Raw genomic sequence first — 19,309 nt, 5'->3', positions numbered from 1 at the left:
AATCCGAACGCGAGCTGTGTCTGTTGCTACAAAAACAAAGTGTTGCCCTGCAGACAGTTGCCCCCGAGACACTTCTATCCATATTCCTAAAAGTTAGTTTATTAATTTTTTATACACGCTTAGGGTATATGTACCGGACCACCGGACATTCTTGTTTTTACTTCGCCGCAACCCTCGCGGCGTTCCATGAGATGTGAGGTAGGTATGGTCCGGAACACAATCACCCCAGTGCAGATCGCCAGGGCATTGCGTGCAGCCAAGGAGCGGCACTGATGTCCAGTCTGGCAGAAGCAACCATCCAGAGTGATCTGGACGTCGCCCCATTGTTGTTGCCCGCGCAGGTCTTGCGCAACGACGCTCAAGCCATCAAGGCCGCCCATGAGCTGGCGCACGTCGCCCGCCTGCAAGCGGCCAGACGCGACCAGCAGCGCAAGTTGCCATGGTCGGAAATCGAACAGTTCACCCGCAGCGGCCTGGGTAGCATTGCCATTCCGCGCGAGTACGGTGGCCCGCAGGTTTCGTTCGTCACACTGGCCGAGGTGTTCGCGATCATTTCCGCGGCCGACCCGGCATTGGGACAGATCCCGCAGAACCAGTTCGGCATTCTCAACCTGGTGCTCGGCAGCGCGACCGAGGCGCAGAAAAAGCAGCTGTTCAAAAGCGTGCTGGAAGGTTGGCGCATCGGCAATGCCGGGCCTGAACGCGGCACCAAGAACACCCTGGAACTCAAGGCACGGATCACCGCCGACGGCGACTGTTTTGTCATCAGTGGACAGAAGTTCTACTCCACCGGCGCCCTCTTCGCCCACTGGGTCGCGGTCAAGGCGTTGAATGACGACGGCAAGCAAGTGCTGGCCTTTGTCCGTCGCGGCACACCGGGCCTGCGCATCGTCGATGACTGGTCCGGTTTCGGCCAGCGCACCACCGCCAGCGGCACCATTTTGCTCAACAACGTGCGGGTCGACGCCGAGCTGGTGGTGGATAACTGGAAGATCAACGACAAGCCGAACATTCAGGGCGCCGTGTCGCAATTGATTCAAGCGGCCATCGACGCCGGTATTGCTCGCGGCGCCATCGACGACGCCATCGAATTCGTGAAAACCCGCGCACGGCCATGGATCGACGCCAAGGTCGAACGCGCCAGCGATGACCTGTACGTGATCGCCGACATCGGCAAACTGAAAATCGAGCTGCACGCCGCCGAAGCGCTGCTGCGCAAGGCCGGGCAAGTGCTTGATCAGGTCAATGCCGCGCCGCTCACGGCCGAGTCCGCCGCGCGCGCTTCGATTGCCGTGGCGGAAGCCAAGGTGCTGACCACCGAGATCTCGCTGCTGGCCAGCGAAAAGCTTTTCGAACTGGCCGGCAGCCGCGCCACCCTCGCCGAATTCAACCTCGACCGCCACTGGCGCAACGCCCGCGTGCACACACTGCACGACCCGGTGCGCTGGAAGTATCACGCGGTCGGCGCGTATCACCTGAACGGTACTTTGCCGGCTCGTCATTCCTGGATTTAACGACCAGAACACTTTTAACCAGAGCTCTGGAGAAACACATGACTCTTTCTCACCACGTCGCGGTTATCACCAGCGATGAGCAAGCCCTGATCGTCGCCACTGATCTGGCTGAAGATTTCAAACGCGACAGCGCCTTGCGCGACCGCGAACGCCGTTTGCCGCACCCGGAACTGGAAGTGTTTTCCCGATCGGGCCTGTGGGGCATCAGCGTGCCGAAGGGGTATGGCGGCGCTGGCGTTTCCAACGTCACGCTGGCCAAGGTGATTGCCTTGATCGCCCAGGCTGACGGTTCCCTCGGACAAATTCCGCAGAACCATTTTTATGCCCTCGAAGTGCTGCGTGTGAACGGCAGTGCCGAGCAGAAAAAACGCCTTTACGCTGAAGTGCTGGCCGGTCAGCGCTTCGGCAATGCGCTCGCCGAACTCGGCACCAAAACCGCCCACGACCGCGTCACCAGCCTGACAAGCGACGGTGACGGCTATCGCATCAACGGCCGCAAGTTCTACGCTACAGGCGCGATCTACGCACAACGTATCCCGACGTCGGTGGTGGATGAAAACGGCGTGCAGCAACTGGCGTTCGTCCCGCGCGACAGCAAAGGCCTGACCGTCATCGACGACTGGAGCGGTTTCGGCCAGCGCACCACCGGCAGCGGTTCGGTGGTGTTCGAAGACGTCTACGTCGCCGCCGAAGACGTGATCCCGTTTCAAAGCGCTTTCGAACGCCCGACGACCGTCGGCCCGTTGGCGCAGATTCTTCACGCCGCCATCGACACCGGCATCGCCCGCGCAGCCTATGAAGATGCGCTGCATTTCGTGCGGACCAAAACCCGGCCATGGATCGACGCCACGCACGAAAAAGCCATCGACGACCCACTGACCATCAAGAGTTTCGGCCATCTGAGCATCCGCCTGCATGCCGCCGAAGCCCTGCTGGAGCGCTCCGGCGAATTCCTCGACAAGGCCCAGGCCGAGACCAACGCAGAGACCGTTGCCGCCGCATCGATCGCCGTCGCCGAAGCCCGCGCCATCAGCACCGAAATCTCCCTCACCGCAGGCAGCACGCTGTTCGAACTGGCCGGCAGCCAGGCGACCCTGATCGAGCACGGCCTCGACCGCCACTGGCGCAATGCTCGGGTGCACACGTTGCACGACCCGGTGCGCTGGAAGTACCACGCCGTGGGCAACTACTACCTCAACGATGAAAACCCGCCGTTGCGGGGGACCATCTGATGAGCAAGAAGAAGATCCTGCTCAACGCGTTCAACATGAACTGCATCGGGCACATCAACCATGGCTTGTGGACGCACCCACGGGACACCTCCACTCAATACAAGACAATCGAGTATTGGACCGAGCTGGCTCAACTGCTGGAGCGCGGGTTGTTCGATGGTTTGTTCATCGCCGACATCGTCGGCGTGTACGACGTCTACCAAAACTCGGTGGACGTGCCGCTGAAAGAGTCAATCCAGTTACCGGTCAACGATCCGCTGCTGCTGGTCTCGGCCATGGCTGCCGTCACCAAAAATCTTGGTTTCGGCCTCACTGCCAACCTGACGTACGAGCCGCCCTATCTGTTCGCCCGACGCATGTCGACGCTCGATCATCTGAGTCGCGGTCGGGTCGGCTGGAACATCGTCACCGGTTACCTCGACAGCGCCGCCAAAGCCATGGGCTTGAGCGAGCAGGTGGAACACGACCGTCGTTACGACCAGGCCGACGAATACCTCGAAGTGCTCTACAAACTTTGGGAAGGCAGTTGGGAAAACGGCGCGGTGCTCAACGATCCACAGCAACGGATCTACGCGCAGCCGGACAAAGTGCACAAGGTCGAGCACAAGGGCGAGTTCTATCAGGTCGAGGGTTATCACCTCTGCGAACCGTCGCCGCAGCGTACGCCGGTGCTGTTCCAGGCCGGCAGTTCGGATCGCGGTTTACTGTTTGCCGGGCGCCATGCCGAGTGCGTGTTCATCAGCGGGCAGAACAAGCCATCAACCAAGGTTCAAGTGGACAAGGTGCGCGCCAGCGCCGTTGCGGCCGGGCGCAATCCTGAGGACATCAAGGTGTTCATGGGGCTGAACGTGATTGTCGGCGCCACCGAAGAGCTGGCCTGGGCCAAGCATGCCGAGTACTTGAGCTACGCCAGTGCCGAAGCCGGTGTGGCGCATTTCTCGGCGTCGACCGGGATCGATTTTTCCGAGTACGCCATCGACGAACCGATCCAGTACGTGAAGAGCAACGCGATTCAGTCGGCCACCAAAAACCTGCAAAACAACGACTGGACGCGGCGCAAATTGCTCGAGCAACACGCCCTCGGCGGTCGCTACATCACCGTGGTGGGTTCGCCGGAGCAAGTGGCGGATGAGCTGGAGTCGTGGATTGCCGAAACCGGGCTGGATGGCTTCAACCTGACGCGGATTGTCACGCCGGAAAGCTATGTGGATTTCATTGAACTGGTGATTCCGGAGTTGCAACGGCGCGGGTCGTACAAGACGGCTTACGACAGCGGCAGCCTGCGAGAAAAACTGTTTCACGGTGAAGCGCATTTGCCTGAGCAACATACCGGATCTCACTACCGACACTAATCCCTGTGGCGAGGGAGCTTGCTCCCGCTCGGCTGCGCAGCAGTCGCAAAACCTGCAATCGAGTTGTACCTGACACACCTCATCGAATGGCTTTGGGGCTGCTCCACAGCCCAGCGGGAGCAAGCTCCCTCGCCACAAATGCGTTCACACATTTGTTAATTGACTGGAATAACCCTCATGACCAAGCAATACCTCTCTCACCCAGTCAAAGCACTGGCCCTGGCCCTCGGCCTCTTCAGCTCCATCACCTTCGCCGCCGACGCACCGCTGAAAGTCGGTACCACCGCCGCGTTCGCCATCCCCCTGGAGGCCGCCGTCGAAGAAGCCAACAAACAAGGCCTGAAAGTCGAACTCGTCGAGTTCACCGACTGGATCGCCCCCAACGTCAGCCTCGCGGCTGGCGACATCGACGTGAACTACTTCCAGCACGTCCCGTTCCTGGAAAACGCCAAGGCCGCCTCCGGTTTTGACCTGGTGCCGTTCGCGCCGGGGATCATCAACAACGTCGGCCTCTACTCGAAGAAATACAAAAGCTTCGACGAGCTGCCGGAAGGCGCCAGCGTGGCCATCGCCAACGACCCGATCAACAGCGGTCGTGGCTTGCAACTGCTGGCCAAGGCCGGGTTGATCACACTCAAACCGGGTGTCGGCTACAAGGCCACCGAAGAAGACATCATCGCCAATCCGAAGAAAATCAAAATTTTGCAGGTCGAAGCCGTACAACTGGTGCGTGCCTACGATGATGCCGATCTGGTTCAGGGCTACCCGGCGTACATCCGACTGGCGAAGACCTTCGATGCCGGTTCTGCACTGCTGTTCGACGGCCTGGATCACAAGGAATACGTGATCCAGTTCGTGATCCAGCCGAAAAACAAAGCCGACCCGCGCCTGATCAAATTCGTCGACATCTACCAGCATTCGCCAGTCGTTCGCGCAGCCCTCGACAAGACGCACGGCAAGCTCTATCAAGCCGGTTGGGAAAGCTGAGAATGACGGCCGCAATCCAACGGCGACTGGATATTCCAGAGCCACATAAAGCCGCACAGACGGAACTGCACCCGGACCTGAACCGCGCTCACGTGCGCTTCATCGGTCTGGGCAAAACCTACAACGGCCAGCAAGGTCCGGTGGCCGCGCTGCATGGTATCGACCTGGCGATCCAGCGCGGCGAAGTGTTCGGCATCATCGGCCGCAGCGGCGCCGGCAAGTCGTCGCTGATCCGTACCATCAACCGTCTCGAACAACCGAGCACCGGGCGCGTGCTGATCGATCAAGTGGACATCGGCGAGTTCGATGAAGACCGCCTGGTAAAGCTGCGTCGGCGCATCGGCATGATCTTCCAGCACTTCAACCTGATGTCGGCCAAGACCGTTTGGCAGAACGTCGAGTTGCCGCTGAAAGTCGCCGGCGTGCCCAAGGAAAAACGCGAGCGGAAGGTTCGTGAACTGCTTGAGCTGGTCGGCCTGCAAGAGAAACACAAGGCCTACCCGGCGCAGCTTTCCGGCGGGCAGAAACAGCGCGTCGGCATCGCCCGCGCCCTGGTGCATGACCCGGCGATTCTGCTGTGCGACGAAGCCACTTCGGCACTGGACCCGGAGACCACGCAATCGATCCTCGGCCTGCTGCGCGAGATCAATCAGCGCCTGGGTTTGACCATCGTACTGATCACCCACGAGATGGCGGTGATCCGCGATATCTGCGATCGGGTCGTGGTACTGGAACACGGGCGGATCGTCGAGCAAGGGCCGGTCTGGGAGGTCTTCGGCAACCCGCAGCATGAGGTCAGCAAAACCTTGCTCGCACCGTTGCAACACGCGTTGCCGCAAGAGCTGCAAAGTCGCCTTCAGGCTCAACCACAGTCGTCGGACGCTGCCGTGGTCCTGCGTTTGCAATTCACCGGCAGCGCCACGGACGAACCGGATCTGGCGGCGCTGTTCGCCGCACTCGGCGGCCGTGTGCGTTTGCTGCAAGGCGGCGTGGAACGGATTCAGGGCCATGCACTGGGGCAATTGCTGTTGGCGGTGGCCGGCTCGTCGCTGGGTGCCGAAGAACTGCGTCAGCGCGCCGGTCACTGGGCACAACAGGTGGAGGTGCTGGGTTATGTGGTTTGATCGCTTGCTGCAAGGTTTCTTCGACACGTTTTTGATGGTCGGCGTGTCGTCATTGATCGCGCTGCTGGCGGGCATTCCGCTGGCGGTGATCCTGGTCACCAGCTCCAAGGGCGGGATCTACGAAGCACCGGCACTGAACCGCGCATTGGGCGCGTTCGTGAACCTGTTCCGCTCGATTCCGTTTTTGATTTTGATGGTGGCGTTGATTCCGTTCACGCGGTTGATCGTGGGCACCACTTACGGTGTCTGGGCTGCTGTAGTGCCGCTGACGATTGCGGCCACGCCATTCTTTGCGCGTATCGCGGAAGTCAGTTTGCGTGAAGTTGATTACGGGTTGATCGAGGCGGCGCAAGCGATGGGGTGCCGGCGTTGGCATATCGTTTGGCATGTGTTGTTGCCTGAGGCGTTGCCGGGGATTGTGGGTGGTTTCACCATTACGCTGGTGACGATGATCAACTCATCGGCCATGGCCGGGGCGATTGGTGCCGGTGGGTTGGGGGACATTGCTTATCGGTATGGTTATCAGCGGTTTGATAGCCAGATCATGTTGACGGTGATTGTGTTGCTGGTGGTGTTGGTGGCGGTGATTCAGTTAGGTGGGGATCGGTTGGCGCGGGGTCTCAACAAGCGTTGAGTCCGGCTGAAGTCTTTGATCGACAGTGATGCCGCTTTCGCGGGCAAGCCTTGCTCCTACAGGGTTTTGTGATCGTTTAGACGATGCAACTACCGTAGGAGCGAGGCTTGCCCGCGAATGGCTGCGATGCAGCCACCGAGGTCATGGCGTATATTCGGCAAACCCCAATTGCCTGTGCAGCCGACCCATGAAACAAACTCCCGCCGACCTCGAGCAGATCACCTCCACCACCCTGGGTCATTACAACTCGGTGGCCGAAGGGTTTCGCGAAGGCACGCGTGATCACGATGTCAGCCAGAACATCGATGCGCTGTTGCGGCATATTCAGGGCGAGGCGCCATTCGACATTCTCGACTTTGGCTGCGGGCCGGGTCGTGATTTGCAGACGTTCACGCGCATGGGCCACACCGCTGTCGGGCTTGATGGCTCGGAGAAATTTGCGCAGATGGCACGCGAAGACAGTGGTTGTGAGGTCTGGCAGCAGGATTTTTTGAAACTCGATCTGCCGGCTGAACGCTTCGACGGGATCTTCGCCAATGCGGTGCTGTTCCACATTCCGCGTCAGGAATTGCCTCGGGTGTTGAAGGAGTTGCGCGGGGCGCTGAAACCGGGCGGTGTGTTGTTCAGCTCCAATCCGCGTGGTGAGAATCAGGAAGGCTGGAATGGGCCGCGGTACGGGGCATATCACGATCTTCAGGCGTGGAAGGATTTGCTGACCGAGGCGGGGTTTGCGGAGCTTGAGCATTACTACCGCCCAGCGGGGCTGCCGCGGGAGCAGCAGCCTTGGTTGGCGAGTGTCTGGCGTAAAGCGTAAACCTCAGGTTTGTGGTGCCTGAACTGACGCCATCGCGGGCAAGCCACGCTCCCACAGGTTTTGCGACGATCACAACATCCGGGATCGACACAAAACCTGTGGGAGCATGGCTTGCCCGCGATGAGCGCGCAGCGCTCGCCTTACCGCACCTCTTTTTTCGGCTCGCGAATCTTGTACCAAGCCACATACAGCGCCGGCAAAAACAGCAGCGTCAGCAGCGTCGCAATAATAATCCCGCCGATCATCGCGTACGCCATCGGCCCCCAGAACACTTCCCGGGCAATCGGGAACATCCCCAGACTCGCCGCCGCGGCCGTCAACAGAATCGGCCGGCGACGGTGTTCGGTGGCTTGCGCCACCGCATCCCACGGGGCCAGTCCCTCTTTCTCCAACTCTTCGATCTGCGTCACCAGAATCACCGAGTTGCGGATGATGATGCCGATCAGCGCCAGAATCCCGAGGATCGCCACGAAGCCCATTGGCGTACCTGTCGGGATCAACGCCAGCACCACGCCGATCAGGCCGAGCGGCGCGACGCTGGCCACCAGGAACAGCTTCTGCACGCTGTGCAGCTGGATCATCAGGAAGGTCGCCATCAAGAACAGCATCAACGGCACAACCTTGGCAATCGGTCCCTGGGACTTGGCGCTTTGCTCAACCGTACCACCGGTGGCGACCGTGTAACCCACCGGCAAACCGGCGGCGAACGTGTCGATGGCCGGTTTCAGTTGCTTGACCAGATCGGTCGGCTGAATCTCGTCGCGCACCGCCGCCTTGATGGTGATCGTCGGCTTGCGGTCGCGACGCCACACCAGTGGCTGCTCAAGTTCATAGCGCACAGTGGCGAAGGCCAGTAGCGGAATCGAAGTGCCGCTCGGCGTGACGATCTGCAGGTTCTGCAAGGTTTCCGGCGTACCGCGCTCCGCGTCCACCGCGCGGCCGACGACGTTGATCAGATAGATATCGTCATCGACCTGCGTCACCGGCGCACCGACCACAATACTGTTCATCAGGTTGGCCACGTCTTCCGACGACAGCCCCAGTTGCCGCACCTTGTCCTGGGCGATGTCGATGCGCAGGACTTTGCCCGGCTCGTTCCAGTCGTAAATGATCTCGCCGATGTGCGAGTTCTTATCCAGCTCGGTGGCCAGGGCGATGGCATGTTTACGCACCTGGTCGATGTCCTTGCCGCTGACCCGGTACTGAATCGGCCGCCCGACAGGCGGGCCCACTTCCAGCGCCTGGACGTAGCTGCCGATGCCGACGAAATCCTTGCGCAAGCGCTCGCGCAAACGCTGACTCAGGGCTTCTCGCGATTCCGGGCCCTTGCTGACGATGACCAATTGCGCGTAGTACGGATTCTGCAATTGCTGGTCGAGCGGCAGGTAGAAACGGATCGCCCCCTCGCCGATGTAGGTGCTCCAGCGCACGATGTCCGGGTCGTCCTTGAACGTGGCTTCGAGCTTGTCCACCACCTTGCGGGTTTCGGCAATCGAGGCGTTTTGCGGCAGGTTCAGGTCGACGAGGATTTCCGGGCGGTCGGAGGACGGGAAGAACTGGTTCTGCACGAACTGCATGGAAAACACCGATCCCACGAACAAGGCAATGGTGATGCCGATGGCCCACCAGCGATTGCGCATGGCCCAGAGCATGCTGTAATTGAAGGCACGGCCAATGCGCCCAGGCTCGGTGTCATGGGCTTTCACGTTGGCGCTGAGGATGTGCACGCCGATCACCGGCGCGAACAACACCGCGACGATCCACGACACCAGCATCGCCACTGCAATCACCGCGAAAAGCGAAAAGGTATACTCGCCCGCCGAACTGGCGTTCAGGCCGATCGGCACAAAACCGGCCACCGTCACCAGCGTACCGGTGAGCATCGGGAACGCGGTCGAGGTGTAGGCGAAGGTGGCCGCCTGCTCCTTGGTTTCGCCCATCTCCAGCCGGGTGACCATCATCTCCACCGTGATCATCGCGTCGTCCACCAACAGGCCGAGGGCGATGATCAATGCGCCGAGGGAAATCCGCTGCATGGTGATGCCGCTGTACTCCATGAAGACGAAGACCATCGCCAGCACCAGCGGAATCGAGCACGCCACCACCAATCCGGCGCGCACGCCGAGGCTGACGAAACTGACGATCAGCACGATCACCACCGCTTCGAACAGCGCGCTGGTGAAACCGCCGACGGCTTCTTCCACCACTTCGGCCTGATCGGAGACGTTGTACACGCCGACGCCTACCGGCAGGTCGGCGGTCAGGTCGGTCATGCGCTGGTGCAGCGCCTTGCCGAACACCTGAATGTTGCCGCCCTTCTGCATGGCAATGGCCAGGCCGATGGCCGGTTTGCCGTTAAAGCGGAACTCCGGCGTTGCCGGGTCGACATAGCCACGGCTGATTTCAGCGATGTCGGCCAGGCGATAGAAGCGGTCGTTGAGCCGCAGGTTGACGTTTTCCAGGTCTTTCTCGGAAGCGAACTGCCCTGTGGTGCGCACGGAAATCCGCTCCGGCCCGGCCTCGATCACCCCGGCCGGCGTCACCGCGTTTTGCGATTGCAGGCTCTCCACGACCTGACGCTGATCAATGCCCAGCGCTGCCAGTTTGCGAGTGGAGAAGTTCAGGTAGAGCACCTCATCCTGCTCGCCGACCATCTCGACCTTGCCCAGACCCGGCACCTCACGGATCTCGGCGCGGACCTGCTCGACGTAATCGCGCAACTGGCGCATCGACAAGCCGTCAGCGGTAAAGGCGTACACCGAACCGAACACATCACCGAATTCATCGTTGAACCCTGGCCCTTGCAGGCCTTTGGGGAAGTCGCCGCGAATGTCGTTGATCTTCTTGCGCACCTGGTACCAGATTTCCGGAATGTCCTTGGCACTGGTGGTGTCGCGCAGGTTGACGAACACCGTCGATTCGCCGGGACGGGTGTAGCTTTTCACATAGTCGAGGGAGTCGAGCTCTTCGAGTTTTTTCTCGATGCGGTCAGTGACCTGTTTGAGGGTTTCTTCCTGGGTCGCGCCCGGCCAGCGCGTCTGGATCACCATGGTCTTGATGGTGAACGAGGGGTCTTCTTCGCGGCCGAGGTTCATGTACGAGAACACACCCATCAGCAGCGCAACGAACATCAGATACCAGACAAACGACTGATGCTTGAGGGCCCATTCGGATAAATTGAAACTCCCTTTCATTGTGGGTTGTCCTCGTCGATTTTCACTTTCTGCCCCGGTTTCAGGCTGTTCACACCGGCACTGACGACGCGCTCGCCGGATTTCACGCCGCTGGCCAGGACCATCGTCGAGTCAGTTCGGCTGATCAGGCTGATGTCACGCGGGGAAACGGTTTGGGTCTGCGGGTCGATGACCCAGATTCGCGATTTTCCATCGACCTCTTGCAGCGCGGTCAAGGGCAACACAATACGTGGCTTGATCGCGGAGCTGAGGGTCACGCTGATGGCGGTGCCCAGCCGGAAACCGGCGGGTGTATCGGTCAGGGTCAGGCGGGCGCGACGGGTGCGGGTGGCGCTTTGAGCCTGGGGTTCGATTTCTCGAACGATGGCGGTGGTGGTGATGCTCGGGTCCAGTTGCACGGCGACCTGAAACACCACGTCCGCCGGCAACTGATCGACCAGCGTGTCGGGCAGGTCGATCACCGCTTCCTTGATGTCCGGCTGCGCCAGGGTCACCACTTGCTGGCCGGCGGTCACCACTTGCCCGGCTTCGGCATTCCAGGCGGTGACGATGGCTTTGTGGTCGGTGCGCAGTTCGACGTAACTGAGTTGGTCCTTGGCCTGATCGACCGCTGCCTTGGCTTGATCGAGGGAAGCCTGAGTGGTTTTCAGATCCGTCTGGGCGATGTCCAATTGGGCTTGCGCACCGACCCCGCGATCGAACAGTTCCTGCTGTCGCCGGGCGTTGGCCTGGGCGTTGATGAGCAGCGCCTGAACGCGGGCCAGATCGCCCTCGGCCGAGCGCAGCTGGTTTTGCTGATCCGTGGGATCGAGCGTGGCGAGCAAGGCGCCCTTCGCCACTTCGGCACCGACATCGACGTTACGGCTGGCGATACGCCCCGGCACGCGGAAACCGACATTGGTTTCGTAACGGGCCTGGATGCTGCCGGCGAAGCGGCCGAGATTTTCCTCGTCCAGCGCCTGGACCTCGATCGACAGCACCGGGCGGACCGGCTCCGGCGGCGGCTCTTTTTCCGAACAGGCCACCAGCATCACACCGGCGAACACCAGCAACAGGCGCTTCATGGCTGGGCTCCTTCGGCCAGGTCTTTATAGGTGTTTTCGGCGATTTCCACCTTCACGCCGGGGTGCAGCAACTGGCCGCCAGCGATGATGACTTTTTCGCCGCCCTTCAGGCCGTCGCTGATGATGACTTTACCGGTCAGGTAACGACCGACCGTGACCGTATGCAACTGCGCCTTGCCTTCGTCGTCCACCAGCCAAACGGCCGGGTCGCTGAGGTTTTTGGTCAGGGCCGACCACGGCAGTTCGACTGCTGATTTGCCCGGTATCTTCGCCGTGGCACTGACCACCGAGCCGAGCTGCATGCCTTCCGGCAAACCGTTCAGGGTAACTTTGACCTGCACCGTGCCGGTCTGCGCGGATACCGCCGGGGTGACCTCCCGAACCGTGCCCGTGGTCTTGATAGACGGGTTGCCGAGCAGGCTGACCACAATCGCTTTTTCTTCGGGCGCCTTCCCCAGCAGCGATTCGTAGACGTTGAACACCGCGTCGCGCTCACCGTCACGCGCCAGGCTGAAAATCGGCATCGTCGCCTGCACCACCTGGCCGACTTCGGCCTGACGGGCCGTAATGACCCCCGGTGCGTCGGCGATCAGCGCGGTGTAACTCAGTTGCTCACGGGCGTTGGCCAGTTGCGCCTGGGCGGCCGTCAGCGCGCTCTGGCTGCTGCGCAATGCGGCCTGGGCGGAGTCGAACTCGCTTTGACTGGTGTAGCCCTTGGGCAGGAGTTTTTGCTGGCGAACGAAGGCGGCGGCGGTCTGTTTGACCCGTGCCTGTTCGGCGACGACCTGCGCCTGGGCCGAGTCGACATTGGTCTGCAGGTCTTTCGGATCGAGTTTGGCGAGCACTTGTTTGGCCGACACCCGGTCACCGACATCGACCATGCGCTGAATGATCTTGCCGCCGACACGAAACGACAGCTCAGTCTGGACGCGCGCCTGAACATCGCCGGTGAGTGTCACGGACGCGGCGTAATCCGCCGATTTGACGGCCTGCACGAAGACCCGCGGACGGTCCTTTTCAACCTGTGGTTTTTCGCCGCAGGCGCTCAACAGGACAAGGAGGCTCAGGCCAACCGCTCTTTTCAATCCGGGACCAGCCATGCAGACTCCTTTGCGTCGTACGAACGTGCCAATGGCGATACGACTGTGAGCTTAGAACAGGGTTCAACAGGTGCACAGGATTACGACGAGCCCTGTGGCGAGGGAGCTCGCTCCCGCTCGAGTGCGTAGCGCTCGCAAACCCTGCAATCGCGTTTTGCCTGACACACCTCATGGAATGCTTTGGGTCTGCTTCGCAGCCCAGCGCGAGCAAGCTCGCTCGCCACAGGGGGCACAGTGTTTTCGACAATAGGGCAAACTGGCGGACCATGCAGCAGGAAGCTTCCCATGCTCAAAACCCTCGCGGTGGCCAATTACCGCTCGATCAATAAACTGGTGATCCCGCTGGGTCGTTTGAACCTGATCACCGGGCCGAACGGCAGCGGCAAATCCAACCTCTACCGCGCGTTACGCCTGCTGGCGGAAACCGCCCAGGGCGGCGTGGTCAATGCATTGGCCCGCGAGGGTGGGCTGGATTCAACGTTCTGGGCCGGACCGGAAAACATCACCCGGCGCATGCGTAACGGTGAAGTGCCGATCGAGGCGACCGTGCGTCACGGCGTCAAACGCCTGCGCCTGGGGTTTGCCGGCGAAGATTTCGGTTACTCGATCAGCCTGGGGCTCCCCGAATCCAACGGTCATTTCATGTTACCCGGGCACAGTTCACCCATTCCGTCACGGTTCAGCCTCGACCCGCAAATCAAGCGCGAATGCCTGTGGGCCGGGGCGTTCTATCGTCCAGCGAGCCTGCTGGTGGATCGCGACGGCCCGATGATCCGCACCCGAGCCAACCGCAGCTGGGACGTGCTGGCTCACCACACGCCGACTTTCGATAGCCTGTTCGATCAGGTCGGCAGTCTGCGTACCTCGCCGGAGGTTCTGGAGATGCGTGAGTTCATCCGCCGCTGGCGCTTCTACGATCACTTTCGCAGCGACGCCGACGCACCGGTGCGTCAGCCACAACTGGGCACCCGCACCCCGGTGCTGCACCACGACGGCAGGGATCTGGCGGCGGCGTTGCAGACCATTATCGAAATTGGCGACCCCGAAGCTTTGCGCAACGCCATCAGCGATGCGTTTCCCGGTGCACGGCTGCATATCGAGCCGCTGGCCGGCGGCCGGTTCGCCATCGAGTTTTATCAGGAAGGGTTGTTGCGACCGTTATCGGCGGCGGAGTTATCCGACGGGACGTTACGGTATTTGCTGTTGGTGGCAGCGCTGTTGACGCCGCGTCCGCCGACGTTGATGGTGTTGAACGAACCGGAAACCAGCCTGCATCCGGACCTGCTGCCGGCGTTGGCGCGCTTGATTATCCGGGCGTCGGAGCAGTGTCAGGTGTGGGTGGTGTCCCATGCGCGGCGGTTGATCTCGGCGTTGCAGGAAGACCCGGAATGCAACTGCATTGTGCTGGAGAAAAATCTCGGGCAGACCGGGATTGTCGGGCAGCGGATGCTGGACGAGCCGGCGTGGTACTGGCCGGATTAGTCAGCGCTTGATAAACCGCCATCGCGAGCAGGCTCGCTCCCACATTGGACCGCGTCCGCCGGGACAACTCGGTCAACTGTGGGAGCGAGCCTGCTCGCGATGGCGGCGGTGAGACCGCCGCAAAGGCTAAAGAATCACCCCTGCCACTTCCCCCCCTCGACAATCACGCTCTCAGGCTTGGTGTCATCGCTCAATTCCTTGCGCACGTACTGGTCGTACAGCTTGAGCAAATACTTCTCTTCACCCAGCTTCGCCAACTCGGCGTTCACCCAGTCACGCAGTTCGATATTGCCCTTCTTCACCGCCGGCGCAATCGGCGCTTCGGCGCCCAGCGTCTGGCTCAGCACGCGATAGCCGGGGTTCTGCTTGGCCCAGCTGAACAGCACCAGATTGTCTTGCGCGTACGCATCGCCACGTCCATTGGCCAACGCTTGCAGGGACTCGGAGTTTTTCTCGAACTTGAGAAGTTTCCAGTCCGGATGGTTTTTAGTCAGCCAGATGTCCGCCGTAGTGCCGGTGGTGACGATGGTGGTGCGGGTCGCCAGGTCATCGAGGTTTTTCACGTCGCTGGCCTGGGGCACCAGCGCCTGCACCGCGACTTTCAGGTTCGGGTTGGTGAATTCCACCGCTTCCTTGCGCTCCGGGGTCACGGTCATGTTGGCCAGGATCAGGTCGACCTTGTCACTTTGCAGAAACGGAATCCGGCTCGCCGGCTCCACGGCAACGAACTCGACCTTGTTTTCATCGCCCAGCAGGTCCTTGGCGAATTGGCGGCCGATGTCGGTATCGAAACCGACGTAACGCCCGGCTTCATTTACGAAACCAAACGGTGGCTTGTCGGTGAAGACGCCGACGATCAACTTGTCCCGCGCCTTGATTTTGTCCAGGTAGCTGGCGGGCGCGGTGCTTTCGCTCGCGACTTTCGGCTTCGCTGGTTCTTCGGTTTTGTTGCAGCCGGCCAGCAACGCGAGGCCGAGCAGCGGGAGTAGCAGCAGAGAAGACTTGGCAGTTTTCATGGCAGTTCCAGTTCCTTTGTTTGAGTCGTTTTGGGTAGTGCGGCGACGTAGGAGAACTTCTCCAGGAACTGCTGCGCTCGTGCGGTTTGCGGGTTCGTAAAGAAAATCTCGGGAGGGTTTTGTTCAAGGATTCGTCCGGCATCCATGAACACGATTCGGTCAGCCACGGCGCGGGCAAACGCCATTTCGTGAGTGACGATCAGCAGCGTCATCCCTTCGCGGGCCAGGCCCTGGATGACTTCCAGCACTTCCTTGACCATTTCCGGGTCGAGGGCGGCGGTGACTTCATCGAACAACATGACCTTGGGGTTCATGCACAGCGAACGGACGATGGCGATGCGTTGCTGCTGGCCGCCGGAGAGCTGGCGCGGAAAGGCATCGCGCTTGTCCGAAAGGCCCACGCGTTCCAGCAAAGCCTCGGCTTGGGCCCGGGCTTCGCGGCGTTCGCGTTTCTGCGCCTTGACCGGGCCGAGCAGCAGGTTGTCGAGCACGCTCATGTGCGGGAACAGGTGATAACTCTGGAACACCATGCCGATCTGCTGCCGCACTTCGCGCCAGTCGGTGCCCTTGTCCAGCAGCTCGCGGCCGGCCAGTTTCAGGCTGCCGCCGTGGGCAACTTCCAGCCCGTTGAGGCAACGCAGCAACGTGCTTTTGCCGCAGCCGCTGGGGCCGAGGATGACGATCACTTCGCCGGACTTCACTTGCAGGTCGATACCGTTCAGCACCTGCTGTTCGCCGAAAAACTTGTTGAAACCTTCGAACTCGATCAATGCGCTCATGCTTGCGTCCAGCGCCGCTCCAGCACGCGCGAGGCGGCCGAGAGCGGGTAGCAGATGAAAAAGAAAAACAGGAACAGCGCGCCGTAGATCAGCACGGATTCGTAGGTGCGTTCGATGATCTGCTGACCGACCTTGATCACGTCCACCACACCGATCAGCACCGCCAGTGAGCTGGTCTTGATGATGCGCGTGTAGACGTTGATGGTCGGCGGGGTCATGCGTTTCAGCGCCTGGGGCAGGAGCACGTAGCCGTAGAGTTGCGGGCCGTTCAGGCCAATCGACAACCCCGCCTCACGCTGACCGCGGGGCAACGAATGCAACGCGCCGCGCACCACTTCGCCGACCTCGCTGGCGCCCCACAGCGACAGCACCAGCACCGCGCACCAGAAGCTCGGAATGCTCAAACCGAAGAAGATCGGCAAACCGAAGAACAGCAAGTACAACCAGACCAGCACCGGGATCGCCCGGAACAGCTCCAGATACACCCGCAAAATCGCATTCAGCCACTTCGAATTCAGCGTACGCAATACGCCGTAAAGCACACCGCCGACGGTGCTGATGGCGATGCTCAGGAAAGAAATCGACAGGGTTTGCGCAGCGCCCTTGCCCAGTTGCGGCAACGACACCCACAACAACTCAAGACCCGAACTGGCCATGCTGGAGCCTCCTTTCCAGTCGGCTGAGCAGCAGCGACAGCGGTAAAAACAGCAACACGCAAATCAGCGTCAGCACGGCGAGCATTTCGTAGGTTTTGTAGTAGAGCGCGATGTAGCTTTTGGTGGTGTAGAGAATCTCCGGCACCGCCACGGCCGAGACCACGGTGGTCTCTTTCAGCAGGAAAATGAAGTTGGCGAACAGCGACGGCAGGCTGAGGATGCCGGCTTGCGGCAGGATCACGTAGCGCAGCAATTGCCCGTGGGACAAACCGATGGAGCGGCCGGATTCCAGCTGCGCCTGAGGTACTGCGTCCACACCGGCTCGCAACACTTCTGTGAGGTAGGCACCACCCAGGAACGTCATGGTGATGATCGCTGCCGCAAAACCCGAGACCTTGATGCCCAGCGCCGGCAATGCGAAATAAACGAAGAACAGCTGGATAAGCAGCGGCGTGTTGCGCGCCAGCTCCACGTACAGCCCGACCAGGCGTTGCAGGTACGGCGTGCGGAACACCAGGATCGTCGCGTTGAGCAGCGCCACCAGCAACGACGTACCAATGGCGATGAAGCCGACCTGCAGCGTCACGCCCACGGCCTTGAGAAACGCCGGCAGGGTGCTGAGGATAAAAGCGTAATCGAAGTTCATTGAACATCCTGGACGCCGCTCGGTAAGCGACGGTGGTGCGGTCCATGGGCGGTGGATAACCACCCGGCAGGAACCAACTTTAAAGGTATAAAAAGAAGAATTTAAATACCGTTAAAGCATATTGATATCACGCAAAAAACTATCCTGCGGATTTGCTGCGAAGGAGGAAGACGACTATTTTCCTTTTCGCTGTAGGAAGGATCTTTTTTTTGAAATAGCCCTCCAAGGACGCACAGCTTTTGGCCAGACTCCTGGCCGAACCATCACAAGGAAGAGAACATGGCTGACGTAAAAGTACCGCAACGATTGAATCCGCAGGACCTTTTGAAGTGGCTGGTGGCGTTGCGCAGGGCGTTGAAGGCGAGGGTGGCCTGAGCGCTCGTGGGGTGAACAGGTTCCTGTGGCTGGTGCTTTTGTGGCGAGGGGGCTTGCCCCCGTTGGGCTGCGAAGCGGCCCCAAAACCTGTCACCGCGTTTCGTCAGGCATATTGTGTTGGCTGGTCTGCGACTGCTTCGCAGCCGAACGGGGCGGTGCGTCGTTCCGATAAACCCCCTCGCCACAAAAGCTCCCTCGCCACAGGTATATCGCACGCCCAATAAAAAACGCCGACGCTGTATCAGCCGTCGGCGTTTGAAACCTGAAGGGGTTCGATGCTGCGTCGAATCAGAACGCCGGCAGTACCGCGCCACTGTACTTCTTGGCGATGAAGGCTTTCACTTCAGGGCTGGTCAATGCCTTGGCCAGTTTCTGGATGGCTACGCTGTCCTTGTTGTCCGGACGAGCCACCAGGAAGTTAACGTAAGGCGAATCCGCACCTTCGATCAACAGCGCGTCTTTGGCCGGGTTCAGACCGGCTTCCAGCGCGTAGTTGGTGTTGATCAGGTCCAGGTCAACCTGGTCCAGAACGCGCGGCAGCATGGCCGATTCCAGTTCCTTGAACTTGAAGTTGTGCGGGTTCTTGGCGATGTCTTTCGGGGTAGCCAGGGCGTTTTTCGGGTCTTTCAACTCGATCAGGCCAGCCTTCTGCAGCAGGAGCAGGGCACGGCCGCTGTTGCTGCCTTCGTTCGGCAGAGCGATGGTCGCGCCGTTTGGCAGATCAGCCAGTTTTTTGTACTTCTTCGAGTAGCCACCGAACGGTTCAACGTGAACGCCGATCACGGTCACCAGGTTGGTGCCTTTACCTTCGTTGAAGTTTTTCAGGTACGGCAGGGTCTGGAAGTAGTTGGCGTCCAGACGCTTCTGGTCAACTTGCACGTTCGGCTGAACGTAGTCGGTGAAGACTTTGATTTCCAGGTCCACGCCTTCTTTGGCGAGGGTTGGCTTGATCAGTTCCAGAATCTCGGCGTGTGGGACCGGGGTCGCCGCGACCACCAGTTTCTCGCCAGCCTGGGCCAGGCCCGCGGTCAGGGCTGCCGCCAATGCGGTGAACAACAGAACCTTTTTCATGCAGTGTCCTTATCGAAAATCACGGTCGTCATCGACGACGGCTTGTTTAGTACGAGTGCCAGTGAAGTGCTATCGCTGGCGTGAGGCGGACAATACCGGGATTTTTTATTCCCGAACAATATCTTTTATTCACTTTCATATTCCATTTTGTTCATACAGCTCTAGCTCGCACATTCACCGCATTCACCGCACTCGCCGCATTCAACTGTAGGAGCGAGCTTGCTCGCGATGAACGCAAGCACACCGCGTGCTTTCAGCATGCCCGCGTT

The 19,309-nt window shown here is 60.4% G+C and carries 16 protein-coding genes; 8 read left to right on the top strand and 8 right to left on the bottom strand.

The features are described from left to right. The first annotated feature begins 272 nt into the window (after positions 1–272). The 7 genes from ACA066_RS01005 to ACA066_RS00975 all read left to right on the top strand — a co-directional run bounded on the left by ACA066_RS01005 (position 273) and on the right by ACA066_RS00975 (position 7,657). Positions 273–1,514 (top strand): SfnB family sulfur acquisition oxidoreductase, encoded by a 1,242-nt coding sequence (locus ACA066_RS01005; RefSeq protein ID WP_497697773.1) that lies wholly within the window; start codon positions 273–275, stop codon positions 1,512–1,514. 38 nt (positions 1,515–1,552) lie between these two features. Next, positions 1,553–2,746 carry an SfnB family sulfur acquisition oxidoreductase gene (locus ACA066_RS01000; RefSeq protein ID WP_497697772.1) on the top strand — a complete coding sequence of 398 codons (1,194 nt, stop codon included), beginning with the start codon at positions 1,553–1,555 and terminating at the stop codon, positions 2,744–2,746. Continuing rightward, positions 2,746–4,098 (top strand): LLM class flavin-dependent oxidoreductase, encoded by a 1,353-nt coding sequence (locus ACA066_RS00995; protein WP_497697771.1) that lies wholly within the window; start codon positions 2,746–2,748, stop codon positions 4,096–4,098. The genes ACA066_RS01000 and ACA066_RS00995 overlap by 1 nt, the downstream gene beginning before the upstream one ends. A 177-nt stretch (positions 4,099–4,275) precedes the next feature. After that, complete coding sequence (locus ACA066_RS00990) at positions 4,276–5,085, top strand: MetQ/NlpA family ABC transporter substrate-binding protein (protein ID WP_497697770.1); 810 nt, start codon at positions 4,276–4,278, stop codon at positions 5,083–5,085. Positions 5,086–5,087: 2 nt separating this feature from the next. After that, positions 5,088–6,209: a methionine ABC transporter ATP-binding protein gene (locus tag ACA066_RS00985; protein WP_497400999.1), complete on the top strand. Its 1,122-nt coding sequence runs from the start codon at positions 5,088–5,090 to the stop codon at positions 6,207–6,209. Then, positions 6,199–6,843, top strand: a complete 645-nt coding sequence (locus ACA066_RS00980) for a methionine ABC transporter permease (protein ID WP_497400997.1) — start codon at positions 6,199–6,201, stop codon at positions 6,841–6,843. Before ACA066_RS00985 ends, ACA066_RS00980 begins: the two co-directional genes overlap by 11 nt. A 187-nt stretch (positions 6,844–7,030) precedes the next feature. Then, positions 7,031–7,657 carry a class I SAM-dependent methyltransferase gene (locus ACA066_RS00975; RefSeq protein WP_497697769.1) on the top strand — a complete coding sequence of 209 codons (627 nt, stop codon included), beginning with the start codon at positions 7,031–7,033 and terminating at the stop codon, positions 7,655–7,657. A gap of 140 nt (positions 7,658–7,797) precedes the next feature. On the opposite strand, the gene ACA066_RS00970 is transcribed toward ACA066_RS00975, so the two are convergent. From ACA066_RS00970 to ACA066_RS00960, 3 genes are read right to left on the bottom strand one after another with little or no spacing between them, the layout of a single operon-like run. After that, positions 7,798–10,851: an efflux RND transporter permease subunit gene (locus ACA066_RS00970; RefSeq protein WP_497697768.1), complete on the bottom strand. Its 3,054-nt coding sequence runs from the start codon at positions 10,849–10,851 to the stop codon at positions 7,798–7,800. Then, positions 10,848–11,915, bottom strand: a complete 1,068-nt coding sequence (locus tag ACA066_RS00965) for an efflux RND transporter periplasmic adaptor subunit (RefSeq protein WP_497697767.1) — start codon at positions 11,913–11,915, stop codon at positions 10,848–10,850. The genes ACA066_RS00970 and ACA066_RS00965 overlap by 4 nt, the downstream gene beginning before the upstream one ends. Next, complete coding sequence (locus tag ACA066_RS00960) at positions 11,912–13,015, bottom strand: efflux RND transporter periplasmic adaptor subunit (RefSeq protein ID WP_497697766.1); 1,104 nt, start codon at positions 13,013–13,015, stop codon at positions 11,912–11,914. The genes ACA066_RS00965 and ACA066_RS00960 overlap by 4 nt, the downstream gene beginning before the upstream one ends. Positions 13,016–13,300: 285 nt before the next feature. Here ACA066_RS00960 and ACA066_RS00955 point away from each other — a divergent pair, with 285 nt between their 5' ends. After that, a complete protein-coding gene (locus ACA066_RS00955) occupies positions 13,301–14,497 on the top strand; it encodes an AAA family ATPase (protein ID WP_497697765.1) in 1,197 nt (398 codons plus the stop codon). Positions 14,498–14,631: 134 nt separating this feature from the next. On the opposite strand, the gene ACA066_RS00950 is transcribed toward ACA066_RS00955, so the two are convergent. From ACA066_RS00950 to ACA066_RS00930, 5 genes are all read right to left on the bottom strand, one after another. Then, positions 14,632–15,513, bottom strand: a complete 882-nt coding sequence (locus tag ACA066_RS00950) for a transporter substrate-binding domain-containing protein (protein ID WP_497697764.1) — start codon at positions 15,511–15,513, stop codon at positions 14,632–14,634. Beyond that, entirely contained in the window at positions 15,510–16,292 is a 783-nt protein-coding gene (locus tag ACA066_RS00945) for an amino acid ABC transporter ATP-binding protein (RefSeq protein WP_497697763.1), read from the bottom strand. The genes ACA066_RS00950 and ACA066_RS00945 overlap by 4 nt, the downstream gene beginning before the upstream one ends. Next, positions 16,289–16,948: an amino acid ABC transporter permease gene (locus ACA066_RS00940; protein WP_223415282.1), complete on the bottom strand. Its 660-nt coding sequence runs from the start codon at positions 16,946–16,948 to the stop codon at positions 16,289–16,291. Before ACA066_RS00940 ends, ACA066_RS00945 begins: the two co-directional genes overlap by 4 nt. Beyond that, on the bottom strand, positions 16,929–17,594 hold the full coding sequence (locus ACA066_RS00935) for an amino acid ABC transporter permease (RefSeq protein WP_497697762.1): 666 nt from the start codon (positions 17,592–17,594) through the stop codon (positions 16,929–16,931). The genes ACA066_RS00940 and ACA066_RS00935 overlap by 20 nt, the downstream gene beginning before the upstream one ends. A 663-nt stretch (positions 17,595–18,257) precedes the next feature. After that, positions 18,258–19,040, bottom strand: a complete 783-nt coding sequence (locus ACA066_RS00930; RefSeq protein WP_497697761.1) for a MetQ/NlpA family ABC transporter substrate-binding protein — start codon at positions 19,038–19,040, stop codon at positions 18,258–18,260. Between the last annotated feature and the right edge of the window lie 269 nt (positions 19,041–19,309).

This window comes from Pseudomonas sp. LBUM1651 (genome assembly GCF_059716135.1).
This window is presented reverse-complemented; position numbering and strand designations above follow the sequence as displayed.

Bases quoted from the DNA above. Each gene is read 5' to 3' on its own strand.
- ACA066_RS01005 (WP_497697773.1), top strand. From the start codon at position 273: ATGTCCAGTCTGGCAGAAGCAACCATCCAGAGTGATCTGGACGTCGCC.
- ACA066_RS00940 (WP_223415282.1), bottom strand. From the start codon at position 16,948: ATGGCCAGTTCGGGTCTTGAGTTGTTGTGGGTGTCGTTGCCGCAACTG.
- ACA066_RS00995 (WP_497697771.1), top strand. From the start codon at position 2,746: ATGAGCAAGAAGAAGATCCTGCTCAACGCGTTCAACATGAACTGCATC.
- ACA066_RS00990 (WP_497697770.1), top strand. From the start codon at position 4,276: ATGACCAAGCAATACCTCTCTCACCCAGTCAAAGCACTGGCCCTGGCC.
- ACA066_RS00970 (WP_497697768.1), bottom strand. From the start codon at position 10,851: ATGAAAGGGAGTTTCAATTTATCCGAATGGGCCCTCAAGCATCAGTCG.
- ACA066_RS00985 (WP_497400999.1), top strand. From the start codon at position 5,088: ATGACGGCCGCAATCCAACGGCGACTGGATATTCCAGAGCCACATAAA.
- ACA066_RS00975 (WP_497697769.1), top strand. From the start codon at position 7,031: ATGAAACAAACTCCCGCCGACCTCGAGCAGATCACCTCCACCACCCTG.
- ACA066_RS00960 (WP_497697766.1), bottom strand. From the start codon at position 13,015: ATGGCTGGTCCCGGATTGAAAAGAGCGGTTGGCCTGAGCCTCCTTGTC.
- ACA066_RS00935 (WP_497697762.1), bottom strand. From the start codon at position 17,594: ATGAACTTCGATTACGCTTTTATCCTCAGCACCCTGCCGGCGTTTCTC.
- ACA066_RS00965 (WP_497697767.1), bottom strand. From the start codon at position 11,915: ATGAAGCGCCTGTTGCTGGTGTTCGCCGGTGTGATGCTGGTGGCCTGT.
- ACA066_RS00980 (WP_497400997.1), top strand. From the start codon at position 6,199: ATGTGGTTTGATCGCTTGCTGCAAGGTTTCTTCGACACGTTTTTGATG.
- ACA066_RS00945 (WP_497697763.1), bottom strand. From the start codon at position 16,292: ATGAGCGCATTGATCGAGTTCGAAGGTTTCAACAAGTTTTTCGGCGAA.
- ACA066_RS01000 (WP_497697772.1), top strand. From the start codon at position 1,553: ATGACTCTTTCTCACCACGTCGCGGTTATCACCAGCGATGAGCAAGCC.
- ACA066_RS00930 (WP_497697761.1), bottom strand. From the start codon at position 19,040: ATGAAAAAGGTTCTGTTGTTCACCGCATTGGCGGCAGCCCTGACCGCG.
- ACA066_RS00950 (WP_497697764.1), bottom strand. From the start codon at position 15,513: ATGAAAACTGCCAAGTCTTCTCTGCTGCTACTCCCGCTGCTCGGCCTC.
- ACA066_RS00955 (WP_497697765.1), top strand. From the start codon at position 13,301: ATGCTCAAAACCCTCGCGGTGGCCAATTACCGCTCGATCAATAAACTG.